The sequence below is a fragment of the Stenotrophomonas nitritireducens genome (assembly GCF_001700965.1).
Classification (GTDB): Bacteria; Pseudomonadota; Gammaproteobacteria; order Xanthomonadales; family Xanthomonadaceae; genus Stenotrophomonas; species Stenotrophomonas nitritireducens_A.
In genome coordinates, this window is sequence record NZ_CP016756.1 from 2,841,984 (window position 1) to 2,857,544 (window position 15,561).

Genomic DNA, 15,561 nt, shown 5'->3' on the forward strand with positions numbered 1-15,561 from the left:
TCCCAGGCTACCGCCGCCCATGTTCTCCCTGCTGGCCAGAAAACCCTGGTACCTGTTGGTGCTGCCTGCGGCGGTGCTGATGGCTGCGTTGGGCGCGCGCAGCGGCAGCAGCTTGCAGGCAGGCAATGCGGAAGCCGCTGTGGTGGCCGCGGCCAGTGACAAGAACACCGCCGGTGTGGCCACGTCGATGCTGGGTGCCACCACGCTGATGGCCGAGCGCTCCACTGCGGTGGCTGCGGGCCTGCCGCTGGATCTGCGCGCAGCACTGGAAGCCGGCACCGATTTGTTCGCCTATGCACAGCAGCTGCAGGCTGCGGCAGACGCGGGCAACGCTGAAGCCGGCTGGGTTGCCAGCCGCATCTACGATCACTGTGGCGTATTTGCGATGGACCCGTCCGGCTATGCGCTGGACAGCGCCGCATTGCAGCGCATGGACCTGGATGCCATTTCAGCGATGCTGGCCGCACGCGGCAGGGTGCGGCAGAGCTGCGCCGGCTTCAGCGCGGCCGATGGGCTGGGCCGTGGCCGCCTGCTGCAGCAGCGGTTGGCTTCGGCCAAGGCCGGCAACCTGGCGGCTGAAGCGGCCTTGCTGTCGATGGGCGAGCCCTTGAGCGACGCGCCCGAGTACCGGCGTGCGCTGGTGGAGCGGGTGCAGTCCTCGCAGGACCCGGAAGCCTTCCTGGCCATATCAGGTGCAATGGGCACCGCAGCGGCCGGTGATGAGGCCTACAGCGGCCTGGTTGCCGGCACCCAGTTCAGCCAGCTGGCCTGGCAGGTTGCCGCCTGCCAGCTGGGGCTGGCCTGCGGCCCGGACAGCACCTTGATGGTGGCCTATTGCGCCAATGGCGGGATCTGCTCGCGCGATCCCCGACAGGATTTTGAGTCATTTGTTTACGACGCTGCGGTATCGCGGCAGGGTATGGAAAAAATGAACGAGATGGTCAGCAGCTTGCGCAAAGCGCGCCGAGGTGTGCGATGAACTACCGACGTTTCATGCATGGGGCGAAGTTCTGGATCTGGGTGGTGCTGTTCGTGGCCTATTCGGCCGGCGCCGTGGGCGTGGTGTTGATAGACACCTACGAAGACCGTTACCGAGCCCTGTCCAAGATCAAGCTGACCAGCGTCAAGTCCGAAGCGGACCTGCGGCGTGCCGGCGCGACCCAGGCGGCCGCAGTGTACCGCGCGCAGAGTGGCATGCCGTTCAACACCTTGCAGCCGGGCAGCAGCTTCCAGATCGTATGGCCGGATGGCTCTGTGGAAACGGTGACGGTGATGGATCCGTCCTCGCCACTGGGCACCGAGCCGGTCAAGGCCACCGTGGTGGAAGCCGAGTAAGCAGGTTTCCATCAGGCACGAAAAAGGCGGGGATTCCCGCCTTTTTTGTGCCTGCGTGTAATGCCAGGCAATGATCGGCCGAGCGTCACCTGTAGTGCCGAGCCATGCTCGGCATGGGGCGTTACCGGTAGAGCCTCTGCCGAGCATGGCTCGGCACTACAAAAAGACAGAAAGCAGGTGCCGGGCATTGCCCGGCAACCGCCTTCAATCAGGTCAGCGCGATCGACTGGTTCTTGCGTTCGGCCAGGCGCTTTTCCAGGTAGTGGATGTTCTGCCCACCGGCCTGGAAGCCCTTGTCGCGCATGATGCGCTGCTGCAGGGCGACGTTGGTCTTGATGCCGTCCACCACCATCTCGCTCAGCGCCACCCGCATGCGGGCAATGGCGGTTTCGCGGTCCGGGCCGTGCACGATCAGCTTGCCGATCATCGAGTCGTAGTTCGGCGGCACCTTGTAGCCGGCATAGATGTGCGTATCCACACGCACGCCAGGGCCGCCCGGCGGATAGAAACCGGTGATCAGGCCGGGGCTCGGAATGAAGGTTTCCGCGTCCTCGGCGTTGATGCGGCATTCGATGGCGTGGCCATGCAGCACCACGTCGCTCTGCTTGATGGTCAGCTTCTGGCCGGAGGCGATGCGCAGCTGCTCGGCCACCAGATCGATACCGGTCACCATCTCGGTCACCGGATGTTCCACCTGCACGCGGGTGTTCATTTCGATGAAGTAGAACTTGCCGTCTTCGAACAGGAACTCGAAGGTACCGGCGCCGCGGTAGCCGATGCGCACGCAGGCTTCCACGCAGACCTTGCCGATCTGTTCGCGCAGCTCCGGGGTGATGCCCGGTGCCGGTGCTTCTTCCACCACCTTCTGGTGGCGGCGCTGCATCGAGCAGTCGCGCTCACCCAGGTGGATGGCGTTGCCCTGGCCGTCGGCCAGCACCTGGATTTCCACGTGACGCGGATTTTCCAGGTACTTCTCCATGTAGACCTCACCGTTGCCGAACGCCGCCTTGGCTTCGGATTTGGTGGTCTCGATGGAGGCCTTCAACGCACCTTCGGCATGCACCACGCGCATGCCGCGGCCGCCGCCGCCGCCCGATGCCTTGATGATGACCGGGTAGCCGATCTCACGGGCAATCTTGGTGTTGGCGACGATGTCTTCACCCAGCGGGCCGCCCGAGCCGGGCACGCACGGCACGCCGGCGGCCTTCATCGCGCGGATCGCTTCCACCTTGTCGCCCATCAGGCGGATGGTTTCCGCACGCGGGCCGATGAAGATGAAACCGGACTGCTCCACGCGCTCGGCGAAGTCGGCGTTCTCGGACAGGAAGCCGTAACCCGGGTGGATGGCCTGGGCGTCGGTGACCTCGGCCGCCGCGATCAGCGCCGGGATGTTGAGGTAGCTTTCCGACGACGGGGCCGGGCCAATGCAGACCGACTCGTCGGCCATGGCCACGTGCTTGAGATTGCGGTCAACGGTGGAATGCACCGCAACCGTACGGATGCCCAGGGTATGGCACGCGCGCAGGATGCGCAGCGCGATTTCACCCCGGTTGGCGATGACGACTTTATCCAGCATGGGCGGCGCCTCAGGCAATCACGAACAGCGGCTGGTCGAACTCAACCGGGCTGCCGTTCTCACCGAGGATGGCCACCACGGTGCCGGATACTTCGGCCTCGATCGGGTTGAACATCTTCATCGCCTCGATGATGGCCAGGGTTTCACCGGCCTTGATGGTCTGGCCGACGCTGACGAAGGCCGGCTTGTCCGGCGAGGACGAGGAGTAGAAGGTGCCGACCATCGGCGCGCGCTGCACGTGGCCTTCCGGCAGGGCATTGCCGGCCTTGGCGGTGCCGCCGGTGGAGGCTTCGGTCGGGCCGCTCATCGGCATGGCCGGGGCAGCCGCTGCGGCCGGGGCGGCATACACCGGTGCCGGCGCCGGGACATAGGTGCCTACCGGGTTGCGCGACAGGCGTACGGATTCTTCGCCTTCCTTGATCTCGATTTCGGCCAGGTTCGACTCTTCCAGCAGGTCGATGAGCTTCTTGATTTTGCGCAGATCCATGAGGGCCTCTTTGGGTTGCAGTAAGTCGGTAAGGAGAAGGCGCGGGGCGCCCGGGTCAAAGTTCGTAGAAATCGCGCAGCTGCCGCGTACGGTCCTGCGCGTGGGTGGTAAGACAGCGCATCTGCGCACCATTGCGCGATGTGCCGTCGGCATTGAAGGCGTAGATCGCGTCGCAGTCCTTGTCGCGCAGCTGGATCCAGGCGCGTTGCGCTGCGATCAGCTGCTGCTCGGCCTCGGCGCAGTGCGTGCAGCTGCCATCTGCGGCCTGTTGCTGCAGCTGGTGGCGGGCCTGCTTGTAGGTGGCGTTCAACAGCGCATCGGCATCGGTAGCACGGTCGGAGGCGCACAGGTCGCTTTCCATCGTGCTGGTCACATTCGCGCAGTCGATGCCTTCGGCGTCGCGATCCAGGTTCTGTGCATGGGCAGCGGCCAGCGGCAGGCACACCACAGCCAGTCCCGACAGCAACCGCGGCAGCGCTTTCACGCGCTTACCCCAACGCGAGCCAGCGCCGCATCCATCGCATAGCGGTAGCTGTCGGCGCCAAAGCCGCAGATCACGCCGACGGCTTTGTCACTCAGGTAGCTGTGTTGGCGGAACGGCTCGCGCGCGTGCGGGTTGGACAGGTGGATCTCGATGAACGGAATCGCCACCCCGGCCAGCGCATCGCGCAGGGCCACCGAGGTATGGGTGAAGGCGGCGGGGTTGATCAGGATGAAAGCGGTTCCATCGGCGCGCGCGGCCTGCACCCGGTCCACCAGCACATGCTCGGCGTTGGACTGCAGGTGTTCGCTCTGGTGCCCCTGTGCCTGTGCCTGCGCCGACAGCGCAGCGTCGATCTGGGCCAACGTGGTGTGGCCGTAGACGTCGGGCTCGCGGGTGCCCAGCAGGTTGAGGTTGGGGCCGTGAAGGACCAGCAGTTTTGCCATGTGCCAAGGGTCGGCGGGGAAGGGCGGCAGTGTGAGGGAAGCCGGGAATACTGTCCAGTTCGACGAAATTAGCCGTGTTTTAATCGATTGTTTGAATTTTGCGATGATGCTGGAGTGGCTTGTAGGGCGGTGCGTCCGCGTTGCCTGGGGGTAACCGCCGTGCGCAACTTCCCCTGCAGGGCCGGAAGCCGCTCCCCGCACGATGCGCAGAATTTGCGAGGAAATGAGCGAACTTGGGCTTTCTCCGGCAAACCGCGACGACCAAAGCCCCTCTCCCTTTCGGGAGAGGGGTTGGGGAGAGGGCAGAACGAAGCAGCCATCCTGGATTTCCAGAAAGCTATCCGCACCTGGCTTCAAACGATGAAGCCAAAGCAACAGCCAAAGCCCCCTCATCCGCCCCTTCGGGGCACCTTCCCCCACAAGAAGGGGGCTGCAGTCCCGTCAACGGGAGAAGGGATAGCAGGCTCCTGCTTTCTTCTCCCGGTAATCACCTGTTAATAGACGACCGGTCTATTCGGAGTAGCATCCGCCCCATGAACCTCTCCCCCAAAGCCCAGGCCACCCGTCAGCACATTCTGGACACCGGCTACCGGCTGGTCCTGCAGAAGGGCTTCGCCGCGCTCGGTCTGCAGGAAATCCTCAAGGCGTGCGCCGTTCCCAAGGGCTCCTTCTATCACTACTTCGCGTCCAAGGAAGTCTTCGGCTGCGAGTTGCTGCAACAGTACGTAGACGGCTACGGGCGCAAGCTGGATGAACTGCTGGCCGACCCCGGCAATGGCCGACAGCGCTTGATGCGTTATTGGGAGGCTTGGGCGCGCGACCCGGCCGATCCAGCGCAGGGTTGGGCCGAGGAATGCCTGGTGGTGAAGCTGGCCGCCGAGGTGTCCGACCTTTCCGAAGACATGCGCCGCGTGCTCGACCAGGGTGTGCAGCGCCTGCTGCAACGCATTGCCGCCCTGGTCGAAGAAGGCCGCGCCGACGGCTCGCTGCCCAAGGGCAAGCCCGCCCTGCAGGTTGCCCGCGTGCTGTACCAGATGTGGCTGGGCGCGGCCCTGCTGTCCAAGCTCAGCCAGGACCGCCTGCCACTGCAACAGGCCCACGAGGCCACCGAACACCTGCTGACCTGCGACAACACCGTCGCAGCTGCTTCCCCCGCCCACTGAAGGTACTGCCATGAAAGTTCTGTTCGTACTGACCTCGCACGACCAGCTCGGCGACACCGGGCACAAGACTGGCTTCTGGCTGGAAGAATTCGCCGCACCGTATTACGTGTTCAAGGACGCCGGCGCCAACATCACCCTGGCATCGCCAGCCGGCGGCCAACCGCCACTGGACCCGCGCAGCGATGAGCCCGATGCACAGACCCCGGCCACCGACCGCTTCCGCAGCGACGGCGACGCCCAGCAGCAACTTGCCACTACGCTCCCGCTGAAGCAGATCGACGCTGCCAAGTTCGACGCGGTGTTCTACCCCGGCGGCCATGGCCCGCTCTGGGATCTGGCCCGCGATGCCGACTCCATCGCCCTGATCGAAACCTTCGACCGCGCCAACAAGCCGCTCGGCCTGGTCTGCCACGCGCCTGGCGCCTTGATTGCCGCACGCACTGCCGACGGCAAGCCGCTGGTTGCCGGCCGCAAGGTCACTGGTTTTTCCAATAGTGAAGAAGAGGCCGTCGGCCTGACCGCCGTGGTGCCGTTCCTGATCGAAGACGAGTTCGCTCGTCTCGGCGGCAACTACAGCAAGGGCCCGGACTGGCAGCCCTATGTGCTTAGCGACGGCCACCTGGTCACCGGCCAGAATCCGGCCAGCTCCGAAGCCGTGGCCAAGGCCCTGCTCGCCCAACTCGCCCAACTCGCCTGAGCCGCATGACCAGTAGCCCGGGTAAGCAAAGCGCACCCGGGAAATGAGCCATCAAGAAAAATCTGCAAATCCGCGTTCCACCAAAGCACCCTCAACGCACCCCACAAGGAATCGGCAATGAAGATCTTCTACAAAACCCGCGCCACCGCCACCGGTGGCCGCGCCGGCCACACCGCGTTGGACGACGGCAGCCTCGGCTTCGATCTGGCACTGCCGGGTTCCAACAAGGCCGGCACCAACCCCGAGCAGTTGTTCGCGCTGGGCTATGCCGCCTGCTTCGACAACGCCTTGCCGGTAGCGGCCAAGCAGTTGCAGTTGCAGCCGGCGGGCACCGCCACCTCGGTGGAAGTCGGCATCGGCCAGACGGCTGAAGGCGGCTACGCGTTGGACATCGACCTGCACGTTGAAGTGAAAGGCCTGCCGCAGGTCGACGCCCAGCGTCTGGTCGAAGCCGCACACAAGATCTGCCCGTACTCCAACGCCACCCGCGGCAACGTCGATGTGCGCCTGCACGTAAGCGCGGTCTGATTCACGAATAAACGCCGAGTCAGTGCATGGCGCTGACAAACACTTGTAGGAGCGGCGTGAGCCGCGAAGCTGGCGTTGCTTACACGAATGGCATCTGTGCCATCTGATGATGTGCTTGCTTCGCGGCTCACGCCGCTCCCACAAAAACGAAGCTGATGCCAGAACTCTGACTACGGCCATTCCTCCAGCAACAGGAGACAAACATGCGCAGCGCCATCCACACCACCTTCGGTGAGCCGGCCGAAGTACTCGCACTCGGCGACAGCCCCCTCCCGCAGCCAGGCGTGGGCGAAGTACGGATCAAGACCCTGCTCGCGCCCATCCACAATCACGACCTGTGGACCGTGCGCGGCAAGTACGGCTACAAGCCTACGCTGCCCGCCATCGGTGGCAGTGAAGCAGTAGGCTTCGTTGATGCATTGGGCGAAGGCGTGCAGGGCATCACCATCGGCCAGCGCGTCATGGCCGCATCGGTGCACGGCACCTGGGCCGAATATTTCATCGCCCCCGCACGCATGGTCATTCCAGTACCGGACGGCATCGTCGACGAAGCCGCCGCGCAGTTGATCGCCATGCCATTGAGCGCGCTGATGCTGCTGGAATTCCTGCAGGCCGAACCGGGCCAATGGATCGTGCAGAACACCGCCAACGGTGCGGTCGGCAAGACCCTGGCCATGCTCGCTGCCGCGCGCGGCATAAACGTGCTGGGCCTGGTGCGTCGCGATGCGGGCGTCGATGAACTCAAGGCGCTCGGCATCAACAATGTTCTGTCGACGACACAGCCGGATTGGAAGTCGCGCGCGCAGGCATTGCTTGGCGCCAAGCTCGCACACGCAGCAGTCGATTCCATCGGCGGCCAGGCCAGCGCGGATCTGGTCTCACTGCTCGGCGACAACGGCACGCTGGTCTCGTTCGGCACCATGGCCGGCGAAGCGATGCAGATTCCCTCAGGCGACCTGATCTTCAAGCAGGCCACGGTCAAGGGCTTCTGGGGCAGCAAGGTGAGCCAGCAGATGTCGGTGGAGAACAAGCGTCGACTGGTCGGCGAGCTGCTGCAGCGTGTGCTGAGTGGCGAGCTTAAACTGCCGGTGCAGGCGGTCTATGAACTGGGTGATGTCGCCGAGGCGGTGACGGCGAGCTTGTTGCCGGGGCGCAAGGGCAAGGTGTTGCTGCGTCCCTGAGTGGATGGCGTTGCAGGTTCGCGATTGCCAGGGCCTCGCCGCCATGCGTGCGGGCCCCCGGCGTTTCAGCAAGCGGGGAAAACACGGACGCACGTCGCCTGCGTGAATGCAGCCGGCACTGCAACAAGGTCGTCATCCGTAGGCGCAGGCGAACTCAGTGCCTGGACGCTGCCGGCGTATAAGGATCTGGCGTGCCCATCTTGATGGGAGGATATTTCTTCAGGCTCGCCTCCCAGTCGTAGACAATCTTCATCATCGGCGTGGCCAGCCACGAGGCCTTGACGCCGACATCGCGTTCTTCCTTAAGGTCGGTAAGCAGGTTGATGATCTTTGGCTCGGCCAAGGTGATGGGCGCGTCATACATGTTTTCCTGCCAGATGAAATGCATCTTCCAGTCGTGCCACTTCACCGCTGAAAGCCGATCAGCGACGTAAGCCGGAAAGCCCTCACGATTGGAATGCGGTTGCTTGCCCTCGAAGAACGCCAGCTGGTTGACCCCATCAATCGCACGGTCGGTGGGCACCTTGGCGCCGGCAACATCGGCCAGGGTCGGATACATGTCGACGATATGCACGATGTCATTGCTGACCGTGCCTGCCGGGATTCTGCCCGGCCAGCGGATGATGAAGGGTGCGCGCAACGAGGCTTCGGTTGCGGTGAAGTACGTGCCGCGCCAAGGACCGCTGTCGCCTTGCCAGGGGTCGGTCGCCTCGGGGCCGTTATCACTGGCAAAAATAACGATGGTGTTGTCCTCGATACCTGCGTCATGAATGGCATCGAGAATCTGGCCGGTGCGCGCGTCCATCTCGGCCAGGCAGTCGGCCCAGTCACCATTGCCTGTCTTGCCGGCGAACTCCGGATTGGGCAACACCGGCATATGTACCATCGACGACGATACATAGGCGAAGAAGGGCGTGCCTTCGCGTGCGTTTTTCTGGATGAAGGCCACTGCGTGATCGGTGATCCCGGCCTCCATCGTCAGCCGCGCCTGCAGGTTCAGCGTGCCCACCTGGCGTGGTTTCTCGCCCTTGCGGGCCTCGTAGATCGGCTCCGGCGCGACGACATCGGCGTTCCAGCCTTGCTTGTTGCCAAATGACGGCCACATGCTGTTGCTTTGGTTCTGCGCCGGCCACATGGCCTCGTCATAGGTGCGCGGAATGCCGTACCACTCGTCAAATCCCTGGCCGGTGGGCAGCCGCGCTTCCGCGCTGCCCAGATGCCACTTGCCCCACATGCCGGTGCGGTAGCCTTGCCCGGACAGCAGCTCGGCAATCGTGATTTCCCATAGCGTCAAGCCATCGGTCTGCCCACCCACGGGCACCGCATAGGTGCCTGAGCGCATCGAGAAGCGCCCGGTCATCAAGGCCGAACGGCTAGGCGAACACTGGGCTTCAACATTGAAATTCAGCAGCCGCATGCCCTGGCTGGCCAGTGCATCAATCCGTGGCGTGGGCGCACCACGCAGAATGCCGCCGCCATACACGCCCAGCTCGCCGTAGCCAAGATTGTCGGTAAGGATGAAGACGATATTGGGCTTTGCACTGCTGGCTGCCTGCGCCACGCCGGCGTATAGCGGCAAGGCCAGCGCAAGGCTGGACGCAAGGACACGGCGCATGACGGAGGGCCCGTTCCAATGCGTGCGGATTGCAGTGCTCGGTTCGGTAAGCATGGTTCACCTCGAAGGGCAGTGCGCGCCACCATGACCGGCATTGCGCAGCCCACAAGCACGCGCTGCGCACACGGGCGGTATCAACGGCCTGCGGCGATCCAGCACAGTTTATGAAGTTCCGCTGCGGCGGATCTAAGTAATGAAAGCCACCCGCCTGCAGTATTTCTACTGGCTGCCTTGGCGGTGCCAGCCCTGGTTCAGAGCGACCTTCCGATTTTGAAAGCTGTCCCCGTCATGCCTTCGCCTCGCGTATCGCGAAAGCGCTCCAGCACCCCGGCCGGATAGTCCTGTTGGAACGGCAGATCCTTGCGGTGCGCATAGCCGATATAGCAGTCGCAACGCTGGTTCGGGCAGGCCCGTGCGCGCAGCTGGCCGGCGAAGCTGCCGTCATACAGATTGCCCAGCGGCGTGGCGACAAAGTGGCAGCGTTTGACGTTGCCATCACCGTCCACCGATATCACGTTCTCGCCGGTGAAGCAGGGCGCGCCCAGACTGGCCGAGGGTTCGAGGTTGAACAGGAAGTGCGGGTCCACGTGCTGCAGCTGTTGGATTTCCGCCTCGCTGTAGTAACCGGCAGGGCGTTCGTCGTAGGCGTTGATCCACAGCGGCACGTTGTCGGCCAGTTCGGCACGCAGCAGCTGGATCTCTTCCAGATGCTCGCGCATTGCCACCATGCCAACCGTATAACGCACGCCGCGCCGATCCAGTTCGCGGCAGCGGGCCAGGAAGGCAGCGCGGCTTACCTGCCCCGGGTGATACGTGCACCACAGCGCGAAGCTGTCGAGATTGACCTCGTCCAGCCAGCGCGTGCCGATGCACAGGTTGGTCTGGATAACCACGCGGCGGACATGCGGCATATGGCTGAGCTGCACCATCGCATCGCGGTAGTGGCGGCGCACCAATCCCTCGCCCCACGGCGTAAACAGCACCGACAGTTCCATCGTCTGCTGGCCCGCCCATTCGACGAAGCGCGTCAGGTCCTCGGCATCGCGGCGCAGCGCGGCGCGGGTATCGTAGGTCTTGGCGAAGGGGCAGTATGGGCAGTCGTAGTTGCAACTGCTGAGCCGGCCGCGATAGAGGATGGAAAGATGCATGCGTGGCTCAGTCCAATTGGTAGTCGCGCATGCGCTCTGCCACGCCGGCGGAGATCAGCCAGGGGCCGATGGTGTCGGCGCGGGCCAGGCCGGTGTCATTCAACGCAACCAGTGCGTCCTCGCGCGTGGCCAGGCCTTGCTCGAACAGCTCGTCCAGCTGCGGCAGATCGTCGAAGCACTCCGTACCGAAACGCTCACGGTACTGCGCAAGATCCAGGCCCGGCTGTGCCAGCAGTGATTGGATCACATAGCGACGACGTCGCTCGTCCTCATCCAATCGCACGCCGTAATCGATACTGGCGAAGGATGCCTCATCGCGTTCCAGGTAGTGCGCGAGAATGTCCGCCACCGAGCGGCGGCTGACGCCGTACTCGCTGGAGTAGTGCAGGCCGCTGGTGTACGAGCGGGCGCCGCAGCCAATGCCGACCATGCCATCGCTCTGGCAGCAGTAAGCCGGTCCGCCGGAATCCGGCGCATTGGCCGCGCGGAACATCCGCATCGATACCTGCACATAGCCTGCAGCAAGTAATCGCTCACGGCCGGCTTCATACAGGGCCAGCCGGTTGTCCACCGACTCGGGGTGAATGACGAAGGTGCGCTTGCCGCCTTCCTTAGCACCGATGCGGTCCAACCCGGTGTGCGGGCGCACGTACAGCGGATAGAGATAGAGTTCTTCAGGCTGGAAGGCGAGAGCGCTGTCGATCGAGCTCAGGAAGCTGGCCACGGTCTGCCCGGCGATGCCGTAGATCAGGTCCAGGTTGAGCGTTGGAATGCCCGCCGCACGAATTTGCGTGATGGCCTCCTCGACCACCGCGCGTTGCTGCGGCCGCACCAGCGAGCGCACTTCAGCATCGCTGAAACTCTGGATACCCATGCTGACGCGGTCGATGCCGGCGTCGCGGCAGATTTTCATCTTGGCCGCGTCCACGGTTTCCGGTGATACCTCGATGCCGGCGGGAATCGAATGCAGGTCGATGTTGGCGTGGCGCTGCACGAAATCGAACAGCCGCTGCAGTTGCGGCGCATCCAGATAGGTAGGCGTGCCGCCGCCCAGCGCGAAGCGCACGAAGCGGTGTTCGCCCAAGGCATCGGCGGTCACCCGCAACTGCTTCTCCATCTGCTCTAGATAGGCCTCTACCTGTGCCGGCGCCGGGCGCGCCATCGCAAACAGGTTGCAGAAGCCGCAGCGGTAGCTGCAGAAAGGCACATGCAGGTACAGGAACAGCGCATCACGCGGCTCACTCGCCCAGGCATCGGCAAGCAGCGGCGGCTGGGTGATCGGCCGGTACGCGGACTTGTGCGGGTAGGAGTACGAATAGGCCTGGTAAGGCTCGAGCTGCAACAGCTCGGACAATCGATGGGCGGTCATGGGCTCAACACAAAATGCGCATAGGGGACGTTCATTACCGTCTCGTGGGCGAGCCGATGGCCGTGGAAGCCATCCTCGCCGTAAGCGGTGCCATGGTCGGAGCAGATGATCACGAAGGCCGGACCACGCGCGCGCAGGGCGGTGAACAAGGCTGCCAGCTCGTCATCTACATAGCGCAGCGCGGCGCAGTGGCTGTCCAGGCCATCGGTCTCGCAGCCGGCCAGATAATGCCGGTTCGGCTGGTGGATGGCCGAGATATTGATGAAGAGGAAGCAGCGCTGGTCGCCCGCTGCCTGGAGGCGCTCGCAGGCCAGTGCCACCTGGCGCTGCGTGGAATCGAGCGCGGTCACGCCGAACTCCGGCTGCCAATGGCTTTCTTCGAACAGGCCCGGCAGTTGCGAGCCAAGCGCATTGCGACGGTTGAAGAAGCCGACGCCGCCGATACAGATGGTGCGGTAGCCCTGATCACGGAAGCCGCCGACGATATCGGCACGGCCGGAGAACACGAAGGTATCCGGCACGATGGTCTCGCTGCCTTCGAATTCCAATGCGAACAGGCGCGGATGCGGGCCGGGCCGCGCAGGCGTGGGCAGGAAGCCGGCAAAGAACGCCGTATGCGCCGCATAAGTGAAGCTGCCCGGCGTATGCCGCAGCTCCCAGCCTTCGGCCGGCAGGTGCGGTGCAAGCACTGGCAGCTCGCCGCGTTCGAAGCAACGCTGGGCGGCGTCGAAGCGCAGGGCGTCCAGGGTGATCATCACCACATCATGGCTGCCGACGATGCGGTGCATGTCGGGCAAGGGGGTCTCAAGCATGGGCGTACTCGTTGATTGCTGGCTGCACGGGCGCCAGCAAGGCTTGGTCTTCATAGGTGGTGCGGCCGGCGTGGCGCAGATCCAGCAATAGATCACCGAAGCCGTTGGCTTCCAGCACCCAGCTGCGCGTGCCGCGCACGATAAGATCGAAGCCGATCATGCGGCTGTTCGGGAATGCGGCCGCTGCTGTTGCGGTGGCGCTTTCCAGATGCTCGATGGCCTCTGCGTCCAGCAGAAAATCCAAACCGGTGCGTGCATTGCCCAGGTGCAGGTTGGTCAGCGCGCCTGCGCTCATCCGCGCCACCCGCTGCCGCGGCTGGCCATCCAGCGTGACCATGCGTACGTCGTAGCGACGGCCATCGCTGCCCGGCACCGTCGGCTTCGGAATCCAGCGTTCGATGTAAGCGCCCTGCATGGCAAGCAGGTCCACCAGCCGTGTGATGTCGTCATGCCGGTCGTAACGGCGTTGCCGCAGCGAATTGAACACCCGCCAGCGGCCATCCTGCTCAGCCAGCTCCGCAGAGCCGTAGGCAACCTCACGCCCATCGCGGTTGCGTGCATAAGCCAGCACGCCCGCGCCGGACGAGCCGTAGCGGGCCTTGATGAAGACGCGCTCGCAGCCGACATCGCGCAGGCGTTCACGCAGTTCTTCATAGCTGCTGATAACGCCGAACAACGGCGGCACCGCAACGCCCGCTGCGGCGAGATGCTGCTGGCAGCGGAGTTTGTCCGACATGCAGGCCAGATCGGCCGGTGCATTGAGGTAACGCGGCCCCGCTGGCAGCGACGCCAGCACATCGGCAAAGCCGGCATACCAGAACTGTTGATGGGCCAGCTCGCCATGCGCGGCCGGCTGCGGGGCATCGCCTGCAGCGCCGGACAACTCCCAGCCGCGCCGCACCAAGGCCTGGTGCAGCGCGGGCGCTTCCCCCGGCGATTCGAGCTTGACGATGGCGCCGGGCAGCTGCGCGAGTGCCTCAGGCAACCGTGCAGGTTCGGCAAGCAGGGTTTCGTAATCGAACACATGCGCAGCGGGCGCGCCCTGATCACGCAGGGCACGCTGCAACCACGCGATACGGCGGCTGCCGCGCGGGCCGATCAACAGCCAATCCGCCATCTTCGGCTTACTCGGACACCGCCACGTAGCGGTCACCGTCATCTTCTTCTTCCGGATCGTCCAGCACCACGGTGCACGGCAGTGCCTGCAGCTTCTTCTGCCATTCTTCGGAAATGAAGTGGTGGCTCAGGTCGATGCTCTGCAGGTTGCCCAGGTTCGGGCTCTCGCACAGCGCCTGCGCACCCACATCGCCGATAGTGCCCAGCGACAGATCCAGCGTCTGCAGCGAGCCCAGCCAGGGCTCACCGGCCAACCACACCGCCAGCTCGTCGCTGATCATCGCGTTGCGCAGGCCCAGGTACTGCAGCCGCTCCGGCCCGATTGCCGACAATAGGCGCTGGTAGACCGCCACATCGCCATCGAAGCCATAACCGTCATCGCCAAGCCATAGCTCAAGGTGGCGCAAGGCCGGCAGGGTGGAGTTGGCGATGGCAATGACAATCTCGTTAGGCAGCCCGCCGCTCTCGATCGCCAGCTCCTGCAGCGACGCATGTGTGAAAGGCTGCAGTTCCAGTTCGGAAGTGCCACGGATACGCAGCGATTCCAGGCCCGGGAATGCCTCAAGCAGTGGGTTGTAGGAGATCTGGTTGATCCACGACATCTCGCAGTCTTCGTAGGTCATATCGCCCACGAACAGCGCCTTCAGGTTGCCCAGCTCGGCACGGCGCGCAATCAGCCCATCGATCAGGCCCTGCGGGCCATCGCTGGAAGCTTCATCCCATGCACCGATGATCAGCACTTCAATCGACTTCGGATCAACGTGCTCGAAGAAATTGGCCAGCAGTTCTTCCTGGCTCTCGTCGCTGTCGTATTCCTGCATCAAGCGGTAAGCGACATCGCCGGCTACAGCGGAGCCCCCCATCTTGAAATCAACGACTTTCTTGCCACGATAAACCTGCGTGTATTCGCCAATGGTCACGGTACGTCCTTGCCGGAATGGTGCCGTAGCATAACCGAGAGATTGGCTGCGCTGGCAGCAGGGCATCACGTTTGCCAGCGCGCACGGAGCCGCCGTCGTTCCGTAATCATCCCGTGCTAACGCAGCAATCAAGCACAAAAGACAAGCAACCAAAACAAGCGAAGCCAGCTTGAGCCCCCTCCCTTGCGCGTAGCGCAGGGGAGGGCGGGGGAGGGGTGCACTTCGCAACAGCCCAACACCCCAAGCATCCCCAGCTTCGCGGCTAACGCCGCTCCCACAAAGAGCGCGCGAGCCACGCCGCAGCTCCAAGCAAAGCCAGCTTCAGCCCCCTCCCTTGCGCAACGCGCAGGGGAGGGCCGGGGAGGGGTGCACTTCGCAATAACCAAACACCCCAAACATCACCAGCTTCGCAGCTAACGCAGCTCCTACAAAAGCGCGCCAGCAACGCACCAGCTCCAAACAACGCCAGCCTCAGCCCCCTCCCTTGCGCAACGCGCAGGGGAGGGTTGGGGAGGGGGGCATTTCGCAATAGCCCAACACCCCAAGCATCCCCAGCTTCGCGGCTCACGCAGCTCCTACAAAAGCACGCCAGCAACGCCGCAGCTCCAAGCGAAGCCAGCTTCGCCCCCTCCCTTGCGCAACGCGCAGGGGAGGGTTGGGGAGGGGTGCACTTCGCAATAGCCCAAC

General features: G+C 64.1%; 16 protein-coding genes. 6 read left to right on the forward strand and 10 right to left on the reverse strand.

What is annotated here, in order from left to right; all coding sequences use genetic code 11:
* Window positions 1-19: 19 nt before the first annotated feature.
* Both BCV67_RS12015 and BCV67_RS12020 read left to right on the forward strand, forming a co-directional pair.
* Window positions 20-979 carry a hypothetical protein gene (locus BCV67_RS12015; RefSeq protein ID WP_062169700.1) on the forward strand — a complete coding sequence of 320 codons (960 nt, stop codon included), beginning with the start codon at window positions 20-22 and terminating at the stop codon, window positions 977-979.
* Window positions 976-1,335, forward strand: coding sequence for a hypothetical protein (locus BCV67_RS12020; RefSeq protein WP_062169698.1), 360 nt, complete (start codon window positions 976-978; stop codon window positions 1,333-1,335). Before BCV67_RS12015 ends, BCV67_RS12020 begins: the two co-directional genes overlap by 4 nt.
* Window positions 1,336-1,543: 208 nt before the next feature.
* Here the strand turns inward: BCV67_RS12020 and accC are convergent, their stop codons facing one another.
* From accC to aroQ, 4 genes are read right to left on the reverse strand one after another with little or no spacing between them, the layout of a single operon-like run.
* Window positions 1,544-2,911, reverse strand: a complete 1,368-nt coding sequence (accC, locus tag BCV67_RS12025) for an acetyl-CoA carboxylase biotin carboxylase subunit (protein WP_062169696.1) — start codon at window positions 2,909-2,911, stop codon at window positions 1,544-1,546.
* A gap of 10 nt (window positions 2,912-2,921) precedes the next feature.
* Complete coding sequence (accB, locus tag BCV67_RS12030; RefSeq protein WP_062169694.1) at window positions 2,922-3,398, reverse strand: acetyl-CoA carboxylase biotin carboxyl carrier protein; 477 nt, start codon at window positions 3,396-3,398, stop codon at window positions 2,922-2,924.
* A 55-nt stretch (window positions 3,399-3,453) separates the two neighbouring features.
* The gene (locus tag BCV67_RS12035) at window positions 3,454-3,882 is read right to left on the reverse strand and encodes a lysozyme inhibitor LprI family protein (protein ID WP_062169692.1); all 429 of its coding nucleotides are present in this window, start codon (window positions 3,880-3,882) and stop codon (window positions 3,454-3,456) included.
* Window positions 3,879-4,325 (reverse strand): type II 3-dehydroquinate dehydratase, encoded by a 447-nt coding sequence (gene aroQ / locus BCV67_RS12040; RefSeq protein ID WP_062169690.1) that lies wholly within the window; start codon window positions 4,323-4,325, stop codon window positions 3,879-3,881. Before aroQ ends, BCV67_RS12035 begins: the two co-directional genes overlap by 4 nt.
* 533 nt (window positions 4,326-4,858) lie before the next feature.
* Between aroQ and BCV67_RS12045 the strand changes: the two genes are divergently transcribed.
* The 4 genes from BCV67_RS12045 (at window position 4,859) to BCV67_RS12060 (ending at window position 7,894) form a co-directional block, all read left to right on the forward strand.
* A complete protein-coding gene (locus BCV67_RS12045; protein WP_062169688.1) occupies window positions 4,859-5,488 on the forward strand; it encodes a TetR/AcrR family transcriptional regulator in 630 nt (209 codons plus the stop codon).
* Between the two features lie 10 nt (window positions 5,489-5,498).
* Entirely contained in the window at window positions 5,499-6,185 is a 687-nt protein-coding gene (locus BCV67_RS12050; RefSeq protein WP_062169685.1) for a type 1 glutamine amidotransferase domain-containing protein, read from the forward strand.
* Window positions 6,186-6,302: 117 nt separating this feature from the next.
* Window positions 6,303-6,713 carry an organic hydroperoxide resistance protein gene (locus tag BCV67_RS12055; RefSeq protein ID WP_062169683.1) on the forward strand — a complete coding sequence of 137 codons (411 nt, stop codon included), beginning with the start codon at window positions 6,303-6,305 and terminating at the stop codon, window positions 6,711-6,713.
* Between the two features lie 203 nt (window positions 6,714-6,916).
* Window positions 6,917-7,894: a zinc-binding dehydrogenase gene (locus tag BCV67_RS12060; protein ID WP_062169681.1), complete on the forward strand. Its 978-nt coding sequence runs from the start codon at window positions 6,917-6,919 to the stop codon at window positions 7,892-7,894.
* Window positions 7,895-8,048: 154 nt separating this feature from the next.
* On the opposite strand, the gene BCV67_RS12065 is transcribed toward BCV67_RS12060, so the two are convergent.
* From BCV67_RS12065 to BCV67_RS12090, 6 genes are all read right to left on the reverse strand, one after another.
* Window positions 8,049-9,509 carry an arylsulfatase gene (locus BCV67_RS12065; protein WP_082746634.1) on the reverse strand — a complete coding sequence of 487 codons (1,461 nt, stop codon included), beginning with the start codon at window positions 9,507-9,509 and terminating at the stop codon, window positions 8,049-8,051.
* Window positions 9,510-9,760: 251 nt separating this feature from the next.
* The gene (locus BCV67_RS12070; protein WP_062169679.1) at window positions 9,761-10,657 is read right to left on the reverse strand and encodes an STM4011 family radical SAM protein; all 897 of its coding nucleotides are present in this window, start codon (window positions 10,655-10,657) and stop codon (window positions 9,761-9,763) included.
* 7 nt (window positions 10,658-10,664) lie between these two features.
* Window positions 10,665-12,026 (reverse strand): STM4012 family radical SAM protein, encoded by a 1,362-nt coding sequence (locus BCV67_RS12075; RefSeq protein ID WP_062169677.1) that lies wholly within the window; start codon window positions 12,024-12,026, stop codon window positions 10,665-10,667.
* Window positions 12,023-12,838, reverse strand: coding sequence for an STM4013/SEN3800 family hydrolase (locus BCV67_RS12080; RefSeq protein WP_062169675.1), 816 nt, complete (start codon window positions 12,836-12,838; stop codon window positions 12,023-12,025). The genes BCV67_RS12075 and BCV67_RS12080 overlap by 4 nt, the downstream gene beginning before the upstream one ends.
* On the reverse strand, window positions 12,831-13,940 hold the full coding sequence (locus BCV67_RS12085; RefSeq protein WP_062171827.1) for an STM4014 family protein: 1,110 nt from the start codon (window positions 13,938-13,940) through the stop codon (window positions 12,831-12,833). Before BCV67_RS12085 ends, BCV67_RS12080 begins: the two co-directional genes overlap by 8 nt.
* A 22-nt stretch (window positions 13,941-13,962) precedes the next feature.
* Window positions 13,963-14,874: an STM4015 family protein gene (locus tag BCV67_RS12090; protein ID WP_062169672.1), complete on the reverse strand. Its 912-nt coding sequence runs from the start codon at window positions 14,872-14,874 to the stop codon at window positions 13,963-13,965.
* Window positions 14,875-15,561 lie beyond the last annotated feature (687 nt).